A 16443-nucleotide genomic window follows, 5' to 3' on the forward strand; every position below is an offset into this window, starting at 1 on the left:
CGCGAGCAAGCTCGCTCCCACATTGGAACTTCAATTTTTATGAACAAGAGATCGAAGGCCTCAGTTTCAACTGTCAACCCTAGAACTTAGCCTGCGAGCAATATGACGTAACCATTCCTCGCCCGTCTCCCATGCTATCCAGTAACTGTAATAACAACTCAGCTCCCTCAATAAATACGCCCTCAATTCCGACTCATCTTTCCTTCGTTCAATTAGGTCGTTGAGCTCTTGTTGAATAGCCCTCAAATCATCAACATCAGACTCTGCCAGGAAGGCGTCGAGGACTTCCTCAGCCGCTCCATGTTCATCAGGCCAATCCTGATGAAAATAAGCCCCAAAAAAATCATGTAATTCAGGAAATTCTGTACTCATACTTCCGGGAATCCTGTTAGCAAAAAGTACCCCAAGGGTCTTCGTTCGTCTTTTTTCAAGACTAATAAAATTTTTGATGCCGGCAGATAGTCGGTACGACCATTTAGCAAGCTAGTCCCCACGGGACGGGTAAAAGTATGTGTAATAGTCGTCTTATCTTTCTTACTAGCTAAGAATTTTTCAATTCTCTTTTCATTCGCCGCCAATGCCCTTGCTGCCGACAACTCAGCAGTAGGCCGATCTGGGAACGTGGAGGCCGCTGGGATATGTGGCTCCGCCTCTAGCCTCTGGGCTAGCTGTGCATCTGTTCTACCAATATGTTTTTCAATCAAATGCCCACCGCGAGCCTCATGCGCAGCCAACCCTCCCCCCGGGACAATCTCACTGAACGGCCCATCAGCCTCGATATCACCAGGGCACTTGCATGCCAACCCCAACGGATCCACCCACCCCGTCGGGTTCACCGTATAGCGATACCCATTGAGCCCACCCGCCAGCTTGCTCGGGTCGGGCGTCAAATAGCGGCCGGTGCCGGGATTGTAGTAGCGGTGGCGGTTGTAGTGCAGGCCGCTTTCCGGGTCGAAGTATTGGCCCTGGAAGCGCAGCGGTTGTTCAAGTTGCTCGCCGCCGCCGTGGACCAGTTCAGTGGTTTTGCCATAGCCGCTGTAGCGTGCCGACCAGACGATCTGGCCGCCGTAGTTGGTCAGTTCCTGCGGCGTGCCCAGGTGGTCGAGGTGGTAGTAGAACGGGCAGGCGTTGAGGCCTTTGCCGTCGAGCATTGCCAGCGGGCGGAAGGTGCCTGGTTCGTAGAGGTAGCTGCGGTGGTGACGCGGGCTGCTTTCGGCGACGAGTTGGTCGCCTTGCCAGAAAAATTTCGTGGTCAGGCCGTCCACGGTCTTGCTGATGCGTCGGCCGAAGGCGTCGTAGCGGTAGGACGCTTCGCGACCGTCCGGCTGGGTCACGCCGATCAGGCGGTGTTGGCTGTCGTAGCGGTATTCGCTGACGAGGCTGTGGGCCTTGCCGCGGCGTTCGCGGATCAGGTTGCCGAAGGCGTCGTAGTCGTAGTGGCGGTCGCCCTGCATCAGCAGGCGGTTGCCCTTGACGGTGGTCGGGCCGGGGCGGTCCAGCATCAGCAGGTTGCCGGCCGGGTCGTGGGCGAAGTGTTCCGGTGGTTCGCTGTGGGAAGAGTCGATGCGCACCAGGCGATCCAGCGGGTCGTACTGGTAGCTGCGGCGGTTGCGGTTGTCGGAAAGGGCCTCAAGGTTGCCCTTGGCGCTGTAGGCATAGTCGCGCCAGAACAGTTGCTGCTGGTGCTGCCACACCGTCTGGGCCTTGAGGCGGCCCTGTTCGTCGTAGTCGTAGTGGCTGCGCAGCAGGCCCTGTTGCCGCTGTCGTTCGCGAGCGCCGTCAAACTGATGCTCGGTGAGGCGTGTGCCGTTCAGGTCAATCGCGCTCAGCACACCGCCCCGGGCGTGGTGGTAGTCGAGCGTGCTGTGGTCCGGCAGGCGCAGGTGCTTGAGCCGGCCGCAGGCGTCGTAGCCATAGCGCAGGGTGCCCCAGCCTTGGTGCTCGGTGATCAGCCGGTCCTGGGCGTCGTACTCGAAGGCCAGCGGATGATCGCTGCCGTCATTGACGTGGACCAGCCGACCGAGCCGGTCGTAGCGGTACTCGATCGCCTGGCCGTCGGGCAGGGTCTTGACCTGCAACCGCCCGGTCGCGTCGCGTTGGTAAGCGGTGACAAGCTGGCTGCCGTCGTCGCCGTATTCGGTTTTCTCCAGCAAGTGGCCGTTGAGGTCGTAGGCGTAGGCGGTGCGTTGGCCGTCGAAGCCGATCTGCTGTCGGATTAATCCATTGGGTGTGTAGTCCAGCTGATATTTTTCGCCGGATTCGTTTTCGATCTCGGTCAGCAACAGCCGCGCCGAGTCGTAGCGATACTTCAGCTCGGTGCCGTCGGGGTTGAGGCGGCGGCGGACCAGGTGCAGGTCGTCGGCGTATTCGTAGCGGGTGACGCGGCCCTGCTCGTCGCGCTCGCTGGTGACCTTGCCGTAGGCGTTGTAAGTCCAGGCCCGGGTCGCCCCGCTCGGCAAGATGGTCTGGAGCAGGCGGCCGACGGCGTCCCATTGGTAGTGCGTGAGGGCGCCATGTTCGTCCTGGCGGGTCAGCAGACGCCCCAGGGCGTCGTAGGAAAAACACCGGCGGCCGCCGTCGGGCAGGGTTTCTTCCGTCAACTGGCCCAGGCGATCCCAGGTAAACCGATGTGCGCTGCCGTCCGGGTAATCCACCGACAGCAGTTGCCCCTGGTCGTCGTAGGCATATTCCGTACGCTGACCATCCGGATCGATGCGCTCGGTCACGTCACCTTGGGCGTTACGCCGATAGGTCCACACGGCTTTGCCGCGACAGCGGGTATGTAGGAAACCGTTGCGGTATTCGTAGGACGTGGGCTCATCCAGGGGTGGAATCAGCGCCACCAGCCGGCCGGCTTCGTCGTAGCGGTATTCGGTGACGGCGCCCAGCGGGTCCTGCTCGGCGATCAGCCGGCCCTGTGCGTCATAGGCCTTGAGGTGCTCGCCGCCATCGGGCTCGACCTGGCGCACCAGCCGCGCCCGGTCGTCGTGGACATACACCTCCTGGCTGCCATCGAGGTGCTGGACCGTGACGCTGCCGTCTTCATCCCAGCGGTAATGGCTGTCCATCTGCGCAAACGAGGCCCAATGCCTGACGCAGCGCGCCGCCCGCCCGACGCCTTGCCACTCCCAGAAAAAACTCGCCCCGCCGGCCAATTGCCGCTGGAGGATGACGTGCTGGTCGTCGTAGTCGTAGCGTTCGCTTTCCCCGGCGGCGTTGGTCGCTTCGATCAGTCGGAAACGTGCGTCATAGCGGTAGGAAACCAGCGTCTGCTCGGTGCGCCAGGCGTCGTCCAGGGTCAGGGCCGGGTGGAAGCTCTGGTAGTCGATGGCGACCAGGTGGCGCTGCTCGTAGCGCAAGCGCAGGGCGCGCCCGGCGCCGTTGTCCAGGCGACAGATGTCGCCATGGATATTGCGCTGCAGGGTCAGGCGGTTGTTATAGCGGTCGCTGAGGGCGGTCAGATGACCGTCGCGAAAGTGTAGGAAAGCTGCGTTTTCGCCGGGCTGGGCGATGATCAGTTCGTCCGGCTCGGCGCCCAGGTAAATGGCCGCACGGGCCAGGCTGTTGTGGATCGCCGGGCGCTGGGCGTTGGGCAACGGAAAGGTCGTGCGGCGGTTTTCCTGGTCGATCCAGATGACCTGCTCGCCTTCGAGCAACAAGCGCTGCGCCAGGGCATGGCTCCAGCCGCGCCCGAGGCCGACGTCCAGGTCCACCGCACTGGTGCGGTACAGGCGGGTGAAGACGAATGGCAGGCGCCCATCGAGGGTGCCATCGTCCAGGGTCAGCAGTTCCTCGCCGGTGACCATCGACACCGGGCAGCCGCTGGTTTGGGTCTGGGCCGCGGTGTCGGCGCTGTCGCCGTTGGGGTTTTTCGATTGCGCCGGAGCGTCGTCGTGGGGTTCGTGTTTGCTTAACCGGGTTGAACCCTGGGATTTTTCCCGCGCCACGGCGGCCGGATTGCTGACCGCCAACGGGGCAGAATGCTCGGGGGTGATGTGCAGAGGTCCGACAGGCGTCGGCTTCAACGGCGCACGCTGGGCGCTGACCACCAGCGGTTTCAGCACATCGGCATGCTGGTTGAGCCGATCGGTGGAGCGTTGGGCCAGCCTCAGGCTTGATGCCTGCAACCACTCTCGAGCCCGCTCTGAGCGGAGCTGGCCAAGTACCTTGCCGCTCATCCGCACGCCCATGCCCAGGGCGCCGGTCAAGCGCATCAACAGGAAATTGATCAGCACCGAAGCGCGCATTTCGCCCACGACTTCGGCCATGTACTGAGGCGGCAACATCCGCAGCCAACTGACGAATGCCACCATGTGAACGAAGAGCAACGGCTCGTCACTCAACACCATCAACCCTTTGGCGATGGCCGCGGATGAAGCGTTCAGTAACTGCTCGAGTTCAACCTGGGTCAGGTATTCCAGGAGCTTTTCGCTGCTGGCTTGCAGGTCGGCCAGCAGCTCGAAAACCTGTTTAACGTCATCCCATAGCTGCTGCAGGGCGTTTTCAAAACCGCGCCAATCGGCCTGCTGCAACAGGTCATAACGGTCGCGAAACCCGGCGTCGGAAAACTCCGCCCACAGGGGTTGAAACTCGTCCCACTCGGCCTTCAGCCACCCCTCAAGTTCATCCATCACCCCTTGGTAAGACGCATACAGCGCCTTGACGTGATCGGCCGTCACACTGGGAAAAAAAGTGATGCGGTAGCGCCCGCCACGCCAGCATTCGGGGATTTCCAGGACGCCGCTGGGGCCAATGACGTGGTGCACCGGCTCGCCAAACGTTTCGTTCCCGGGCTCGCCTCCGATGACGGGCTCCAGCATCACCGGGGTGTCGCCAATCGGCACAAAGCGCGCCGCCTGGAACATGTGCACCAACGTCAGCGGACCACCCGCCGGACACGCGGCCACCGTGGCACTGATGGGTTGATCGAGATTCTTCGGCGCCGCCAGCGACACCTCGTTGCCGACCTTGAATACCTGTTCAAGGTCCAGCGCCCAGCCGGCCCAGAAGTTTTCAGCCCAGGCGTCGTAGTCGTTCAGGCAGGTGCGAAAGTCCGCCAGTACCGCTTCGACATCCGGCCGCTCGGGGTCCATGGCCGCCACTACCAGCAAGCCAATAGTGTTGTTCAGGGCCAGGAGTTTGTCGGGGGCAAACATGCAGGAATCTCGCGATGCGGGGACGAACGCGAGACTTTGCCGGGGATGACAGGGGAATTAAGTCAGGGGAAGGGGACAGAGGATGTAGGACGATTCGCTAAATTTAAACGTTAAGGCGTGCACACCCCGGCGGCGGCTATAAACACCGCGCCATCAGCCATTGCTCTTTCCCCCAAGCCTCAAAGCGCTCCAGCACGTCCCAACCCAGCTTGGCGTAATAATCACGCTGGCTGTGGGTGTGCAGGAATAAGGTGGTAATTCCAGCCTCTCGCGCATGGCTGCAGATGCCTTCGATCAACTGCGCTGCCAGCCCTCTGCGTCGGGCACTTGGGGCGACGAGTACGCACGCCAGCCACGGGCCCAGCTCAGGCCGCTCATCCAGATCGTGACTGGCAAGTGAAGCGCCACCGAGCAACTGGTCGTGCTCCATTGCGATCAGGCATTTCCAGCGACCGTCACGCTGCCCGGCAGCAAACTCCTGCTGCCAACTGGCCAAGGATTGCTGGGCAAATTCATAACTGAACTCCCGATGGAGCCACTCGGCCATCTGGTCGCATTTATCCATGTGGCTATCGAGCCAATCCACTCGCAGCATTTGAAACACTCCTTATGTATGCGGTCCTGAAGGGAGGTGGGGTTAGGAGACTACTGGCATATTCTGATGTGCCGCTATCGCGAGCAAGCTCGCTCCCACAGGATGTTCTTCATTTGACCCTGAATTGAGCCCGCTCACAGGTGGTTTCCACCGCTAAATCCCGTTTCAGATGCCTACCCGCGCTCATTCTAAAGAAATACCCGCCAGCAACCCCTCAACCTATCGTAATCTCGCATCTGCATACGCCCTGCCCCGAAACCGGCCGAGATCTCATCCCAATGCCTTCCATTTACCAACTCAAACCCGCCTTCCAAAACCTGCTGCGTCCCACGGTCCAACGGCTCTACGACAAGGGTGTCACCGCCAACCAGGTCACCCTGTTGGCCGGCGTCATTTCGGTGTTGGTGGGGGCGGTGATCGCCTGGTTTGCCGGTCACCCCTGGGTGTTCGTGCTGGTGCCGATCTGGATGTTCCTGCGCATGGCGCTGAACGCCGTGGACGGCATGCTCGCCCGGGAGTTCGGCCAGCAATCGCATCTGGGCGCCTATCTGAATGAGCTATGCGATATCATCGCCGACGCGGCCTTGATCCTGCCTTTTGCCCTGATTCCCGATGCCAGTCTGTTGCTCGTGTTGTTGGTCACGCTGTTGGCGTTGTTCAGCGAATACGCCGGCGTGCTGGGGGCGATGGTGGGAGCTTCGCGGCGGTATGACGGGCCGATGGGGAAAAGTGATCGGGCCTTTGTGTTTGGCGTGTTGGCGACCGGTATTGCCCTGGGTTGGCTCGGGGCGCTCTGGGTCGATGGTGTGATGGCGGTGGTTGCCGCCCTGCTGGTTTATACCTTGGTCAATCGTGTCCGTCATGGCCTGGACCAAGTGACGGAAAACACCCCCTCAGCATAAGGAAGTTGCAATGCGCGAAGCCCAACACCAGACATTCACCACCCATGATGGCGTGGAACTGTTCTACCAACACTGGCCGGCTGTCGATGCCCCGGCGGGTGAACCCCGCCAGGCCATATTGTTGTTTCACCGTGGGCATGAACACTCCGGGCGCATTGCGCACCTGGTGGATGAGCTGAACCTGCCCGGCTTCGACTTCTTTGCCTGGGATGCACGCGGCCACGGCCAGTCCCCCGGCGCCCGTGGCGACAGCCCGAGTTTTGCCACCAGTGCGCGGGATGTGCAGACCTTCTGCGATCACATCGGCGCCACGCACCAGATCGACGAGGCGAACATCGCGGTAGTGGCGCAAAGCGTCGGCGCGGTGATCGCGTCGACTTGGGTCCATGACTACGCGCCGCGCATTCGCTCGCTGGTGCTGGCCTCGCCGGCGTTCAAGGTCAAGCTCTACGTGCCCTTCGCCCGTCCGGGCCTGGCGTTGATGCGCAAGTTTCGCGGCAATTTTTTCGTCAACAGCTACGTCAAGGCGAAGTTCCTCAGCCATGACCCGGAGCGGGTGGCGTCCTATGACAGCGATCCGCTGATCACCAAGGCGATTTCGGTGAACGTGCTGCTGGGCCTGTACGAAGCCGCCGACCGCGTGGTCGCCGATGCCCAGGCGATCCAGGTGCCAACCCAGCTGTTGATCTCCGGTTCCGACTTTGTCGTGCACCGCAAACCCCAGGAGCAGTTCTTCGAACGCCTGGGCAGTTTGCATAAGGAGAAGCACATTCTGCCGGGGTTCTTCCACGACACCCTCGGCGAGAAGAACCGTGCGCCGGCCATTGCCAGTGCCCGCCGCTTCATCCTGCAGAACTTCGAGCGGCCGCTGGACCGCCCTTCCCTGCTGGACGCCGATCGCCTGGGCGCGACCTGCGCCGAAGCCGAAACCCTGGCCACGCCGCTGCCGCACAACTCGTTGCGTGACCTGTACTGGCGCATGACCCGTGCCAGCATGCGCTTTGGCAGCAAGCTGTCGGCCGGGGTGAAGCTGGGCTTCGACACCGGTTTCGACTCCGGTAGCACGCTGGATTACGTCTACCGCAATCGCCCCACCGGCACCTCGGCGCTGGGCAAGATGATTGACCAGAATTACCTGAACTCCATCGGCTGGCGCGGCATTCGCCAGCGCAAGTTGAACGTCGAAGAACTGCTGCGCCTGGCCATGGGCAAGTTGCGCGAAGAGAACCGCGAGGTGCGCATCGTCGACATCGCCGCCGGCCATGGCCGCTACATTCTCGAAGCGCTGCAAGGCGTCAGTCCGTTGCCGGAGTCGATCCTGCTTCGCGACTACAGCGACATCAACGTGCGCGATGGCAGTGCGCTAATCCTCGAAAAAGGGTTGGGTGACATTGCCCAGTTCGTCAAAGGTGATGCCTTCGACCGCCAGGACCTGGCGGCACTGGAGCCAAAGCCGACGCTCGCCGTGGTCTCCGGTTTGTATGAGTTGTTTGCCGATAACCAGATGGTCGGCGGTTCCCTCGCGGGCCTGGCCGAAGCGGTGGAGCCTGGCGGTTTCCTGGTCTACACCGGCCAACCGTGGCACCCGCAGCTGGAACTGATCGCCCGCGCCCTCACCAGCCACCGCGCCGGACAGGCTTGGGTGATGCGTCGGCGCACCCAGGCGGAAATGGACCAATTGGTTGAAGCGGCGGGCTTCCGTAAGATCACCTTGCGGGTCGATGAATGGGGCATCTTCAGCGTTTCGCTGGCTCAGCGAGTGCAGTAATGAGCGCCGTCATCGCCCCGGCCCGCGAGCCTGCCCTGCTGAAACCGGCGGTGCTGTGGCTGCTGTTGTTGGCGCCGCTGTTCTTCAGCACCTATGGCTACGCCACCTGGGTGACGGCGCAGCGTGACGACGTCGGCACGCTGGTGTTCGACTGGGAGCGTCATATGCCGTTCATGGCCTGGACCATCGTGCCGTATTGGTCGATTGATCTGCTGTACGGCCTGTCCCTGTTGCTGCCCACCAGCCGCGAAGAACTCAAGCGCCATGCCTTGCGCCTGCTCACGGCCCAGGTGATCGCGGTCAGTTGCTTTCTCCTCTGGCCGTTGCGCTTCACCTTCCCCCGGCCAGAAATGGATGGGGTATTCGGTTGGTTGTTCGAGGTGCTGGCCGGTTTCGACAAGCCGTTCAATCAGGCGCCGTCGCTGCACATTGCGTTGCTGGTGGTGCTTTGGGTTTGTTATCAGCGACACCTGCGGGGAATCTGGCGTTGGGTGATGCACGGTTGGTTCGCGCTGATCGGTGTGTCGGTGTTGACCACTTACCAGCACCATTTCGTTGACCTGCCTACCGGTGCCTTGGCCGGTTGGCTGTGTGTTTGGTTGTGGCCGCTGGATCGACCCAGTCCACTGCTGAGTGCGCGTCTGGCGGCGGATCCTGCTCGCCGACGCTTGGCCTTGCGTTATGGCCTGGGCGCGGCGGCGCTGTTCATTCCGGCGTTTGCTCTGGGCGGCGCGTGGCTCTGGCTGATCTGGCCGGCGGTCGCGGTGCTCAAGGTGGCGCTGAATTACCTGGTGTTCGGTGCCGACGGTTTCCAGAAGCGTGCCGACGGTCGCTTGAGTCCGGCAGCGCGCTGGTTGCTGGCGCCTTATCTGGCGGCGGCGTGGATCAATTCTCGCGGGTGGACGCGCAAGCATCCGCAGCCGGATCAGGTGGCGGATAACGTCTGGCTGGGGCGAATCCCCACGCCGATGGAATTGAAGGACAGTGCGTTTACCGGAGTGCTCGACCTCTGCGCGGAACTGTCCATGGACAGCTCGGGCATCGCCTATCGCTCATTGCCGGTGCTCGACCTGACGGCGCCGACCGCCGAACAATGCCTGAAAGCGGCAGAAGCCATTGAAAGCCTGCGCCAGCACGGGCCGGTGCTGGTCTGCTGCGCCTTGGGTTATTCGCGTAGCGCCACGGCGGTGGTGGCCTGGCTGCTGCACAGCGGCCGGGCGGCGAACGTTGATGCGGCGATCGTGCAAATCCAGCGCGCCCGGCCGCGCATTGTCTTGCATGCGGCGCACCGTTGGGCGCTGGAACAGTTATCCACAACCCGGGGAATTGTCCATGATCAGTGATATGGAACTGCACACCGTGGCGAGTCTGTTGCGTCGGGGTCACTCGCTGGATCAGCTTTCCACCGGGCTGACGCTGCTGGCGGTGCTGCTGGGGTTCGGGCAGTGGCTGGTGGGCGTTATCGATCCGTGGTTGCTGCTGTTGAGTGCCACACTGATCGTCCTCGGCGTGCTGGAAAAATACTGGGCGTTGCGCGTGGCGTTCGATGCCGATCTGTTCCAGCGCATGGCTGACAGTACGCAATCGCTGGCCGAGCGCACCTACACCTTGGATCAGGCCCTCACCTCCCTGGGCCTGCAACCGGCCGCACGTGCAGGGCGTCTGTGGACCGAACGCCGGCACGGCGCGTTGTTGCTGCTACGTCGGCAGTCGCGATTGCTGGCGGCACAAGTTGTCTTGACGCTGGGCTTCATCCTGGCCAGTCCCTGGCTAGCCTTTTCAGGATAAGGAATCCTCATGTTCGAACCCGTGGTCGCCAACCTCATCACCTCCGCCGCCCGCATGGTCACCGGCGCTCGCAGCCTGTGGCTCGGCTGCGCGCCGCAACCGGTGCAGCGGATCTACTTCGCCAACCACAGCAGCCACGGAGACTTCGTGTTGCTCTGGGCTTCGCTGCCACCGGCGCTGCGCAAGCTCACCCGCCCGGTCGCAGGCGCCGATTACTGGCAAACCAGCCCAGTGCGCCGCTACATCATCAACCGCGTGTTCAACGGTGTGTTGGTGGACCGCGAGCGCAAGGATCCTTCCTACAGCCCATTGCAGCCGATGCTCGAAGCGCTGGAGAACGGCGACTCGCTGATCATCTTCCCCGAGGGTACGCGCAATCCGGACGAAGGCCTGTTGCCCTTCAAGAGCGGGATCTACCACTTGATGAAGGCTCATCCCGAGGTCGAGGTGATCCCGGTGTGGATCGCCAACCTCAACCGCGTCATGCCCAAGGGCCGCGTGTTGCCTTTGCCGCTGTTGTGCACCACCAGTTTCGGTGCGCCGCTGTGCATCGAAGAGGATGAAAGCAAAGCGGATTTTCTAGAACGCAGCCGCGCCGCGCTGCTGGCACTGGCCCCGGAGCACGTCTGACATGGATCGATATACCCTGATGTTGTTTGGCGGGATTGGCGCCATCCTGGTGCTCGCTTCGCTGATCGGTTTCATTCTCAAGCTGCGGACTAAAGGCGCGCCGAATTCGGTCATTGAAAACCTCAATGCGCGGATCAACGCCTGGTGGATCATGGTGCTGGTGATCGGCGTGGCGTTCTGGCTCGGCAATGCCGCGGTCATCCTGTTGTTCTACGCGGTGTCGTTCTACGCCCTGCGGGAATTCCTCACCCTGACGCCAACCCGACGCAGCGACTACCCCGCGTTGGTGGCCGCGTTCTACCTGGCGCTGCCGCTGCAATACCTGCTGATCTACTACGACTGGTACGGGCTGTTTTCGATCTTTATCCCGGTGTACGTGTTCCTGCTGCTGCCGATCCTGGCGTCCTTGGGGGCGACAGCACGCACTTTTTGGAGCGCGCTTCCAAGGTCCAGTGGGGCTTGATGATCGCGGTGTTCTGCATCTCCTTCGTCCCGGCGCTGCTGACGCTGGACATCGCCGGTTTCGAAGGGCGCAACCTGTTGCTGATCGCGTACCTGGTGATCGTGGTGCAGCTCTCGGATGTGCTGCAGTACGTGTGCGGCAAGCTGTTCGGCAAACACAAGATCGCGCCGAACCTGTCGCCCTCGAAAACCGTGGAAGGGTTTGCCGGCGGTATTTTCCTGGCCTCGCTGATCGGTGGCGCGCTGTGGTGGATCACGCCGTTCAATCCCTGGCAGTCATTCCTCATCGCCTTGCTGATCAACCTGCTGGGGTTTGCCGGCGGCATCGTCATGTCGGCGATCAAGCGCGACCGCGGCGTCAAGGACTGGGGCCACATGATCGAGGGCCATGGTGGCATGCTCGATCGGTTGGACTCGGTGTGCTTCGCCGCGCCGATCTTCTTCCATCTGGTGCGGTACTGGTGGACCTGAAAAAGCCTGCGGCGAACATCTAAACCTGTGGGAGCGAGCTTGCTCGCGATAGCGTCAGGTCAGTCAACATCGATGTCGGCTGATCCACCGCTATCGCGAGCAAGCTCGCTCCCACAGAAGTTCGTCGCTTGAGCTTGGCACTTCAGCTGGACACATAACCCGTGGCGAGGGAGCTTGCTCCCGCTGGGGCGCGCAGCGGCCCCTAAACCAGCCGCTGCGGTGTGTCAGTCAGAACGGCATTCAGCTTGGAGGGGCTGCTGCGCAGCCCAGCGGGAGCAAGCTCCCTCGCCACAGGTGTGCAGTCAATCAGTCAAGGATCAGATGCGGCAGGAACCGGCTGGAATCCTTGGTGATCAGGCTGTTGTCTTCCCGCACGCCAATGCCGGCCGCCTGGTCGCCAATAACCCAGGAGCCGATCAGCGTGTAGCTGTCGTCAAACTTCGGCAACGGCGCGAATTCCTGGAGGATGAACGGGGCGTCGGTGTAGGGGCCGTCTTCTTTGACGATCAAGCCGTCGGCGGTTTGTAGCTCGATGTTGGCGCCTTCCCGGGAAAAGAACGGCTTGCGCACCCAGCCCTTGGGCACGGCTTTGCTGGTGTCGGTATCCAGGTGAGCCGCAAGCAGGTTCGGGTGACCTTTGTTGAATTCCCAGAGCAGCGGCAGGATGCCTTTGTTCGAGATGATCGACTTCCAGGCCGGCTCGAAAAACTGCGTATCGCACTGGGCAATCGCGGCGCCAAAGGGCTCGTGGAAGATGAACTCCCAGGCATGCAGCTTGAACAGGTGCGGAATCCAACGCTCTTGCAGGTCGACAAACCGCCCTTCGCTGTTGAGGCCGATGTCCTCGATATCGATATGCCGCGACTCGATGCCGACTTTTTCCGCGATCAGCCGCAAGTAGTCCGTGGTGCCTTTGTCTTCGACCGAGTCTTTCATCGAGGCGAAATAAAACGGCTGGGTGAGCTGCAACTGGGCGAAAGCCTGGTGCAGCTTGGTGTCGATGCTGTTGAACTGGTCGGCATGGGCCGGCAGTAAACCGCGTTCGATGCATTGTTCCAGCCAGCCCCACTGGAACGCCGCCGCTTCGTAGAGGCTGGTCGGCGTGTCGTAGTTGAGTTCCAACAGCTTGGCCGGGCCGCTGCCGTTGTAGGAGAAATCCATGCGCCCATACAGGTGCGGGTGGCCTTCAAGCCATGAAGTGCGCACCAGGTCGAAGAACGGCGCGGGAATGCTCAGGCGCTCCAGCAGCTCTTCGCTCTGGACCACGCGGGCCACCAGGTCCATGCACATGTCATGGATCTCGGTGGTCGGGTCTTCCAGGTCGTCCTCGATCTGCTTGAGGGTGAACTGGTAGTACGCGCTTTCGTCCCAATAGGGTTCGTCGTCGATGGTGTGGAACAGAAAGCCGAGCTGCTCGGCGGTCTGCTTCCAATCAGGACGCTCGGCGCAATGGATCTTCTTCATGGCGCTGGTTCCTCAACCGCCGGAGCTGCTCGAACCGCCCCAACCGCTGCGGGCGCTGGACTTGCTGCCGAAGCCGCCACGGGAGGTGGATGAGGCAACGGACATCGGCTTGCTGCTGGACTTGATGGAGTCGGTGTAGCTGCCGTATCGCGCCTGGTTGGACTTGGTAAACGTCGAGCCAGTCGACACCCGCTGGCTGAGCGTGGAGGAGCCGAAGCTGCCACGATCATCGCGGTAACGGTAGACCGGCTCGGAGAAATAGCTGTTGCGGTTGCCGCTCAGCATGTTGCCGATCAGCAGTCCGGTCAGCAGGTTACTGAAACCTCCACCGGTGTTCATCGCTTCCGAGGCCGGCAATTGGGCCTTGGCCGCGTCCACTTCCGATTGCGTAACCTCACCCTCGGCGCTCAGTTCGAAACCACCCAGCTTGGGGATGAACTTGCCGGCGGAGTCCTGCTGGCACCAATCGGGGACAAAATCGGCATCGCAATCGGCCTGGTTGTCGTACACCGGCGCAATGCGGCGATGCTCCGTCATGGCGGTCATGTAGGCGTCGGCGCAGATGTCGACCGGCAGCTTTTCATCGACACATTGCTGCACGGACTGGAAGTTGTACTTCTTTTTCAACTCGTAGGTTTTTTCCGTCGGCCCGCAGCCTGATATCGCCATGGCGACCGACGCGGCCAGCGAAAGCTGAACGTACTTGCTTCGTTTCATCGGGTTCTCCGTGGCGCAATCAGTTCGTGGAAGGCGTCATGCATGCGGCGTTCAACAGGCCGACGCTGATGGCCACGGCGGCGATGTAGATACCAGCGGCGATTTCACCCTTCTTGATCCGCTCGGACGCGCCCTTGAGCACCAGGCTGGTCACCAGGAACGCCAACAACTGAACGACAGCGGCGATCACCGTCCAGACGACGAAATCCAGCATGCTGATCGAGTAGGCAATCACGTTGCTGGCCGGGATGGCGAAACCAATGAGGGCACCGCTCAGGGCGATCGCCGCCGCCACGTTGCCCGAGCGGATCAGTTCGAACTCTTTGTGCGGCGTGACATGGATGTAGATGAACTGAAACAGCGCGAACAGCACGGCGGCGCCGAGGATGTACAGGGCGAAGCCAAACACGGCGGCCTTGTTCAGGGAAATGGAGAGCGCTTCAAGCATGGACTTCTTCCTTATTCAAAGAGTGTTCAGGTCAGTGGTGTACAGCGAAATACCCAGCGAAGTGCTCAAGCTGACGCTGCCTTCGGCGTCCTCTTCGACGGAGAACAACAGGAACTCGCGGCGATCCGTCAGGCCAGTGTCGCGGGCGTACAGCATCGAACGGTGCTCGACGCTGTAGGACTCGTCCGGATTGCTCACGCGCTCGCTCAACGTTACCAATTCTGTCTGGCCCGCCTCGGTGCCCCATTCGCGGGTGTACTCGACGCCGTCGTGGGTGTAGGTCGGCAGGCCGATCAGGCTTTCAGGGCCGGCCAGGCGACGCAACTCCGCTTCACTGTTGATCGTGACGTAGCTGAGGTAGTTGAACAGGATCACCGACTCGACCTGCCCGGCGATGTCGCCGCTGGTGTGCACTTGCAGCCAGTAGTCTTCGTCGTTCATGTAGCAGCGTGACAGCCAGTTCGACTGCCCGAGGTCGACGATGCCCAGGCTCCAGATCTGTTGGGAACCCGGGATGACCACGGTGCTGTTACCGTCGAGCAACAACTTGAGCGTGGCATCGAACATGACCTGCTTGCCGGAGGCCAGGCCCAACGGCCCGGCAACGGGCGCGCCATGGCTGGCTGTCGTGTTCGCGTTCGGGGCCTCAAGCCCCATCAACTGTTTAAACCACCCCATGGGAAATTTCCTTCAGACGCGTGGAGGCGATGTAGAAGAGATCTCCGCCCACGACGCGCGTGGCGCCGGGCGGGTTGATCGCTGGGTGTCGGGCGCCCTGGGCGCGGTAGCCGATCAGCGTAGCGTTGTGCTGCTCTTTCATTCGGGCGTAGAGGTCGCCGAACGTCGCTTCAAACGCCTCGGGCAGTTTCATCAGGTACTGGGTGGCGCCTTGACCGACGCAGAGCAGTTCATTGATGACCACTGACGAGCCCGGATCCTGGGAGGCGCGTACCAACATTTCGATGGCCATGCTTGAAGTGCATTCCAGGCTGGGCGCATAGGCGCTGGCGAGGGCGGCGATCTCACTGTCATTGAAGTGGGCGACCACATGCCCGGTCGGCCCCAGTTGATTGACCGCCAGCACGGTGGCCAGGGTCAGGTCGTCGGAATGGGTGCGCACCAGCACGCGTTCGGCGCCCGGCACGCCGGCACGCTGCAACAGCGCAACGGAGGACAGGCTGTCGCCCTTGATGAAGGATGTCTTGCCGGGCATGGGGTTTTCTTCGAGATCGCAATCGCAGATGACGATCAGGTTGTCGTTCGACGTTTCGTCCTGCAGCAGCAATTCAATGACCCGCTCGCTGGAGGCGCCCTCCCAGCCGATGAGAACGGTGTGGCCGGTCTTGCCGGTGAAATCGCCCTTGCCCTTCATGCCTTTTCTCCAAACATCGATGACGCTGCTGGTGGTTTTGCCGATGGCTGCCGTCAGCAGCGCAATGCCCCCGAGCATGACCCAGGACGCGACGAAAATTCGCCCGGCGGATGTCTGTGGCAACAGATCGCCATAGCCGACGGTGAGCGTGGTGGTGAGATAGAAGTAGATAAACGTGGCGGCGGCGATGAGGTGCTGCTCGCCCAGGAGCACCAGGCCGATCCAGGCCGTCGACAAGTGCACGCCCAACGCAATGACCAGGCCCGCCCAACCGAACCGATGGAAGAAGGACGATGCGTACGTGCGCAACAAAAGGAAAATCGACATTTCGTCCCTGACTCCGTGGGGCTTTGTTCCTGGCGGGAAATCGCTCTGGTGTCTGAATGCTTGAGCGTAGTGGCCGGACAGCATTAAACCTGTTGCGGGGCTTGGATAAAAGTACTTCGGTGACAATAAACCCGGTGACTTCCAGGAAAGCAGGACTCACGCACAAAACCTGATGACGAGCACAAACCTGTGGCGAGGGGATTTATCCCCGCTGGGCTGCGTAGCAGCCCCAAAGCAGCGAACACCATCCAACTGACACACTGAGGCGTCAGGTTTTAGGGCTGCTGCGCAGCCCAGCGGGGATAAATCCCCTCGCCACAAGGTGTGTGCCTGGTCTGCCTTA

General features: G+C 61.6%; 13 protein-coding genes and 1 pseudogene. 6 read left to right on the forward strand and 8 right to left on the reverse strand.

The window, feature by feature from the left end; all coding sequences use genetic code 11:
• Nucleotides 1-66: 66 nt before the first annotated feature.
• The 3 genes from CD58_RS25220 to CD58_RS25230 all read right to left on the reverse strand — a co-directional run bounded on the left by CD58_RS25220 (nucleotide 67) and on the right by CD58_RS25230 (nucleotide 5751).
• Nucleotides 67-372, reverse strand: a complete 306-nt coding sequence (locus CD58_RS25220; protein ID WP_025215692.1) for a contact-dependent growth inhibition system immunity protein — start codon at nucleotides 370-372, stop codon at nucleotides 67-69.
• Nucleotides 369-5156, reverse strand: coding sequence for an RHS repeat protein (locus CD58_RS25225; RefSeq protein WP_025215693.1), 4788 nt, complete (start codon nucleotides 5154-5156; stop codon nucleotides 369-371). The genes CD58_RS25220 and CD58_RS25225 overlap by 4 nt, the downstream gene beginning before the upstream one ends.
• A 136-nt stretch (nucleotides 5157-5292) precedes the next feature.
• Nucleotides 5293-5751 (reverse strand): GNAT family N-acetyltransferase, encoded by a 459-nt coding sequence (locus CD58_RS25230; RefSeq protein WP_025215694.1) that lies wholly within the window; start codon nucleotides 5749-5751, stop codon nucleotides 5293-5295.
• Nucleotides 5752-6029: 278 nt separating this feature from the next.
• On the opposite strand from CD58_RS25230, the gene CD58_RS25235 reads away from it, so the two are divergent.
• The 6 genes and pseudogenes from CD58_RS25235 (at nucleotide 6030) to CD58_RS25260 (ending at nucleotide 11772) form a co-directional block, all read left to right on the forward strand.
• Nucleotides 6030-6653: a CDP-alcohol phosphatidyltransferase family protein gene (locus CD58_RS25235; protein ID WP_025215695.1), complete on the forward strand. Its 624-nt coding sequence runs from the start codon at nucleotides 6030-6032 to the stop codon at nucleotides 6651-6653.
• Between the two features lie 10 nt (nucleotides 6654-6663).
• The gene (locus tag CD58_RS25240) at nucleotides 6664-8421 is read left to right on the forward strand and encodes a bifunctional alpha/beta hydrolase/class I SAM-dependent methyltransferase (protein WP_025215696.1); all 1758 of its coding nucleotides are present in this window, start codon (nucleotides 6664-6666) and stop codon (nucleotides 8419-8421) included.
• Complete coding sequence (locus CD58_RS25245; RefSeq protein ID WP_025215697.1) at nucleotides 8421-9764, forward strand: phosphatase PAP2/dual specificity phosphatase family protein; 1344 nt, start codon at nucleotides 8421-8423, stop codon at nucleotides 9762-9764. Before CD58_RS25240 ends, CD58_RS25245 begins: the two co-directional genes overlap by 1 nt.
• A complete protein-coding gene (locus CD58_RS25250) occupies nucleotides 9754-10209 on the forward strand; it encodes a hypothetical protein (protein ID WP_025215698.1) in 456 nt (151 codons plus the stop codon). Before CD58_RS25245 ends, CD58_RS25250 begins: the two co-directional genes overlap by 11 nt.
• 9 nt (nucleotides 10210-10218) lie before the next feature.
• Nucleotides 10219-10839: a lysophospholipid acyltransferase family protein gene (locus tag CD58_RS25255; protein WP_025215699.1), complete on the forward strand. Its 621-nt coding sequence runs from the start codon at nucleotides 10219-10221 to the stop codon at nucleotides 10837-10839.
• Nucleotide 10840: 1 nt separating this feature from the next.
• Nucleotides 10841-11772 (forward strand): annotated as a pseudogene (locus tag CD58_RS25260) (phosphatidate cytidylyltransferase).
• A gap of 306 nt (nucleotides 11773-12078) precedes the next feature.
• Here CD58_RS25260 and CD58_RS25265 read toward each other — a convergent pair.
• Genes CD58_RS25265 through CD58_RS25285 form a run of 5 tightly spaced genes read right to left on the reverse strand, consistent with a single transcriptional unit; the run spans nucleotide 12079 to nucleotide 16100 of the window.
• Nucleotides 12079-13236, reverse strand: a complete 1158-nt coding sequence (locus CD58_RS25265) for a glutathionylspermidine synthase family protein (protein WP_025215700.1) — start codon at nucleotides 13234-13236, stop codon at nucleotides 12079-12081.
• A gap of 12 nt (nucleotides 13237-13248) precedes the next feature.
• On the reverse strand, nucleotides 13249-13953 hold the full coding sequence (locus CD58_RS25270) for a DUF1190 domain-containing protein (protein ID WP_025215701.1): 705 nt from the start codon (nucleotides 13951-13953) through the stop codon (nucleotides 13249-13251).
• A 19-nt stretch (nucleotides 13954-13972) separates the two neighbouring features.
• Entirely contained in the window at nucleotides 13973-14401 is a 429-nt protein-coding gene (locus CD58_RS25275; RefSeq protein WP_025215702.1) for a DUF350 domain-containing protein, read from the reverse strand.
• 15 nt (nucleotides 14402-14416) lie between these two features.
• Entirely contained in the window at nucleotides 14417-15079 is a 663-nt protein-coding gene (locus CD58_RS25280) for a DUF2491 family protein (RefSeq protein ID WP_025215703.1), read from the reverse strand.
• A complete protein-coding gene (locus CD58_RS25285) occupies nucleotides 15066-16100 on the reverse strand; it encodes an ion channel (RefSeq protein WP_025215704.1) in 1035 nt (344 codons plus the stop codon). Before CD58_RS25285 ends, CD58_RS25280 begins: the two co-directional genes overlap by 14 nt.
• Nucleotides 16101-16443: the final 343 nt, after the last annotated feature.

The sequence above is a fragment of the Pseudomonas brassicacearum genome, assembly GCF_000585995.1.
Classification (GTDB): Bacteria; Pseudomonadota; Gammaproteobacteria; order Pseudomonadales; family Pseudomonadaceae; genus Aquipseudomonas; species Aquipseudomonas brassicacearum_A.

What these genes read in the sequence shown, in the direction of transcription:
- CD58_RS25220 (WP_025215692.1), bottom strand. Translation starts at nt 372, where the DNA reads ATGAGTACAGAATTTCCTGAATTACATGATTTTTTTGGGGCTTATTTT.
- CD58_RS25225 (WP_025215693.1), bottom strand. Translation starts at nt 5,156, where the DNA reads ATGTTTGCCCCCGACAAACTCCTGGCCCTGAACAACACTATTGGCTTG.
- CD58_RS25230 (WP_025215694.1), bottom strand. Translation starts at nt 5,751, where the DNA reads ATGCTGCGAGTGGATTGGCTCGATAGCCACATGGATAAATGCGACCAG.
- CD58_RS25235 (WP_025215695.1), top strand. Translation starts at nt 6,030, where the DNA reads ATGCCTTCCATTTACCAACTCAAACCCGCCTTCCAAAACCTGCTGCGT.
- CD58_RS25240 (WP_025215696.1), top strand. Translation starts at nt 6,664, where the DNA reads ATGCGCGAAGCCCAACACCAGACATTCACCACCCATGATGGCGTGGAA.
- CD58_RS25245 (WP_025215697.1), top strand. Translation starts at nt 8,421, where the DNA reads ATGAGCGCCGTCATCGCCCCGGCCCGCGAGCCTGCCCTGCTGAAACCG.
- CD58_RS25250 (WP_025215698.1), top strand. Translation starts at nt 9,754, where the DNA reads ATGATCAGTGATATGGAACTGCACACCGTGGCGAGTCTGTTGCGTCGG.
- CD58_RS25255 (WP_025215699.1), top strand. Translation starts at nt 10,219, where the DNA reads ATGTTCGAACCCGTGGTCGCCAACCTCATCACCTCCGCCGCCCGCATG.
- CD58_RS25265 (WP_025215700.1), bottom strand. Translation starts at nt 13,236, where the DNA reads ATGAAGAAGATCCATTGCGCCGAGCGTCCTGATTGGAAGCAGACCGCC.
- CD58_RS25270 (WP_025215701.1), bottom strand. Translation starts at nt 13,953, where the DNA reads ATGAAACGAAGCAAGTACGTTCAGCTTTCGCTGGCCGCGTCGGTCGCC.
- CD58_RS25275 (WP_025215702.1), bottom strand. Translation starts at nt 14,401, where the DNA reads ATGCTTGAAGCGCTCTCCATTTCCCTGAACAAGGCCGCCGTGTTTGGC.
- CD58_RS25280 (WP_025215703.1), bottom strand. Translation starts at nt 15,079, where the DNA reads ATGGGGTGGTTTAAACAGTTGATGGGGCTTGAGGCCCCGAACGCGAAC.
- CD58_RS25285 (WP_025215704.1), bottom strand. Translation starts at nt 16,100, where the DNA reads ATGTCGATTTTCCTTTTGTTGCGCACGTACGCATCGTCCTTCTTCCAT.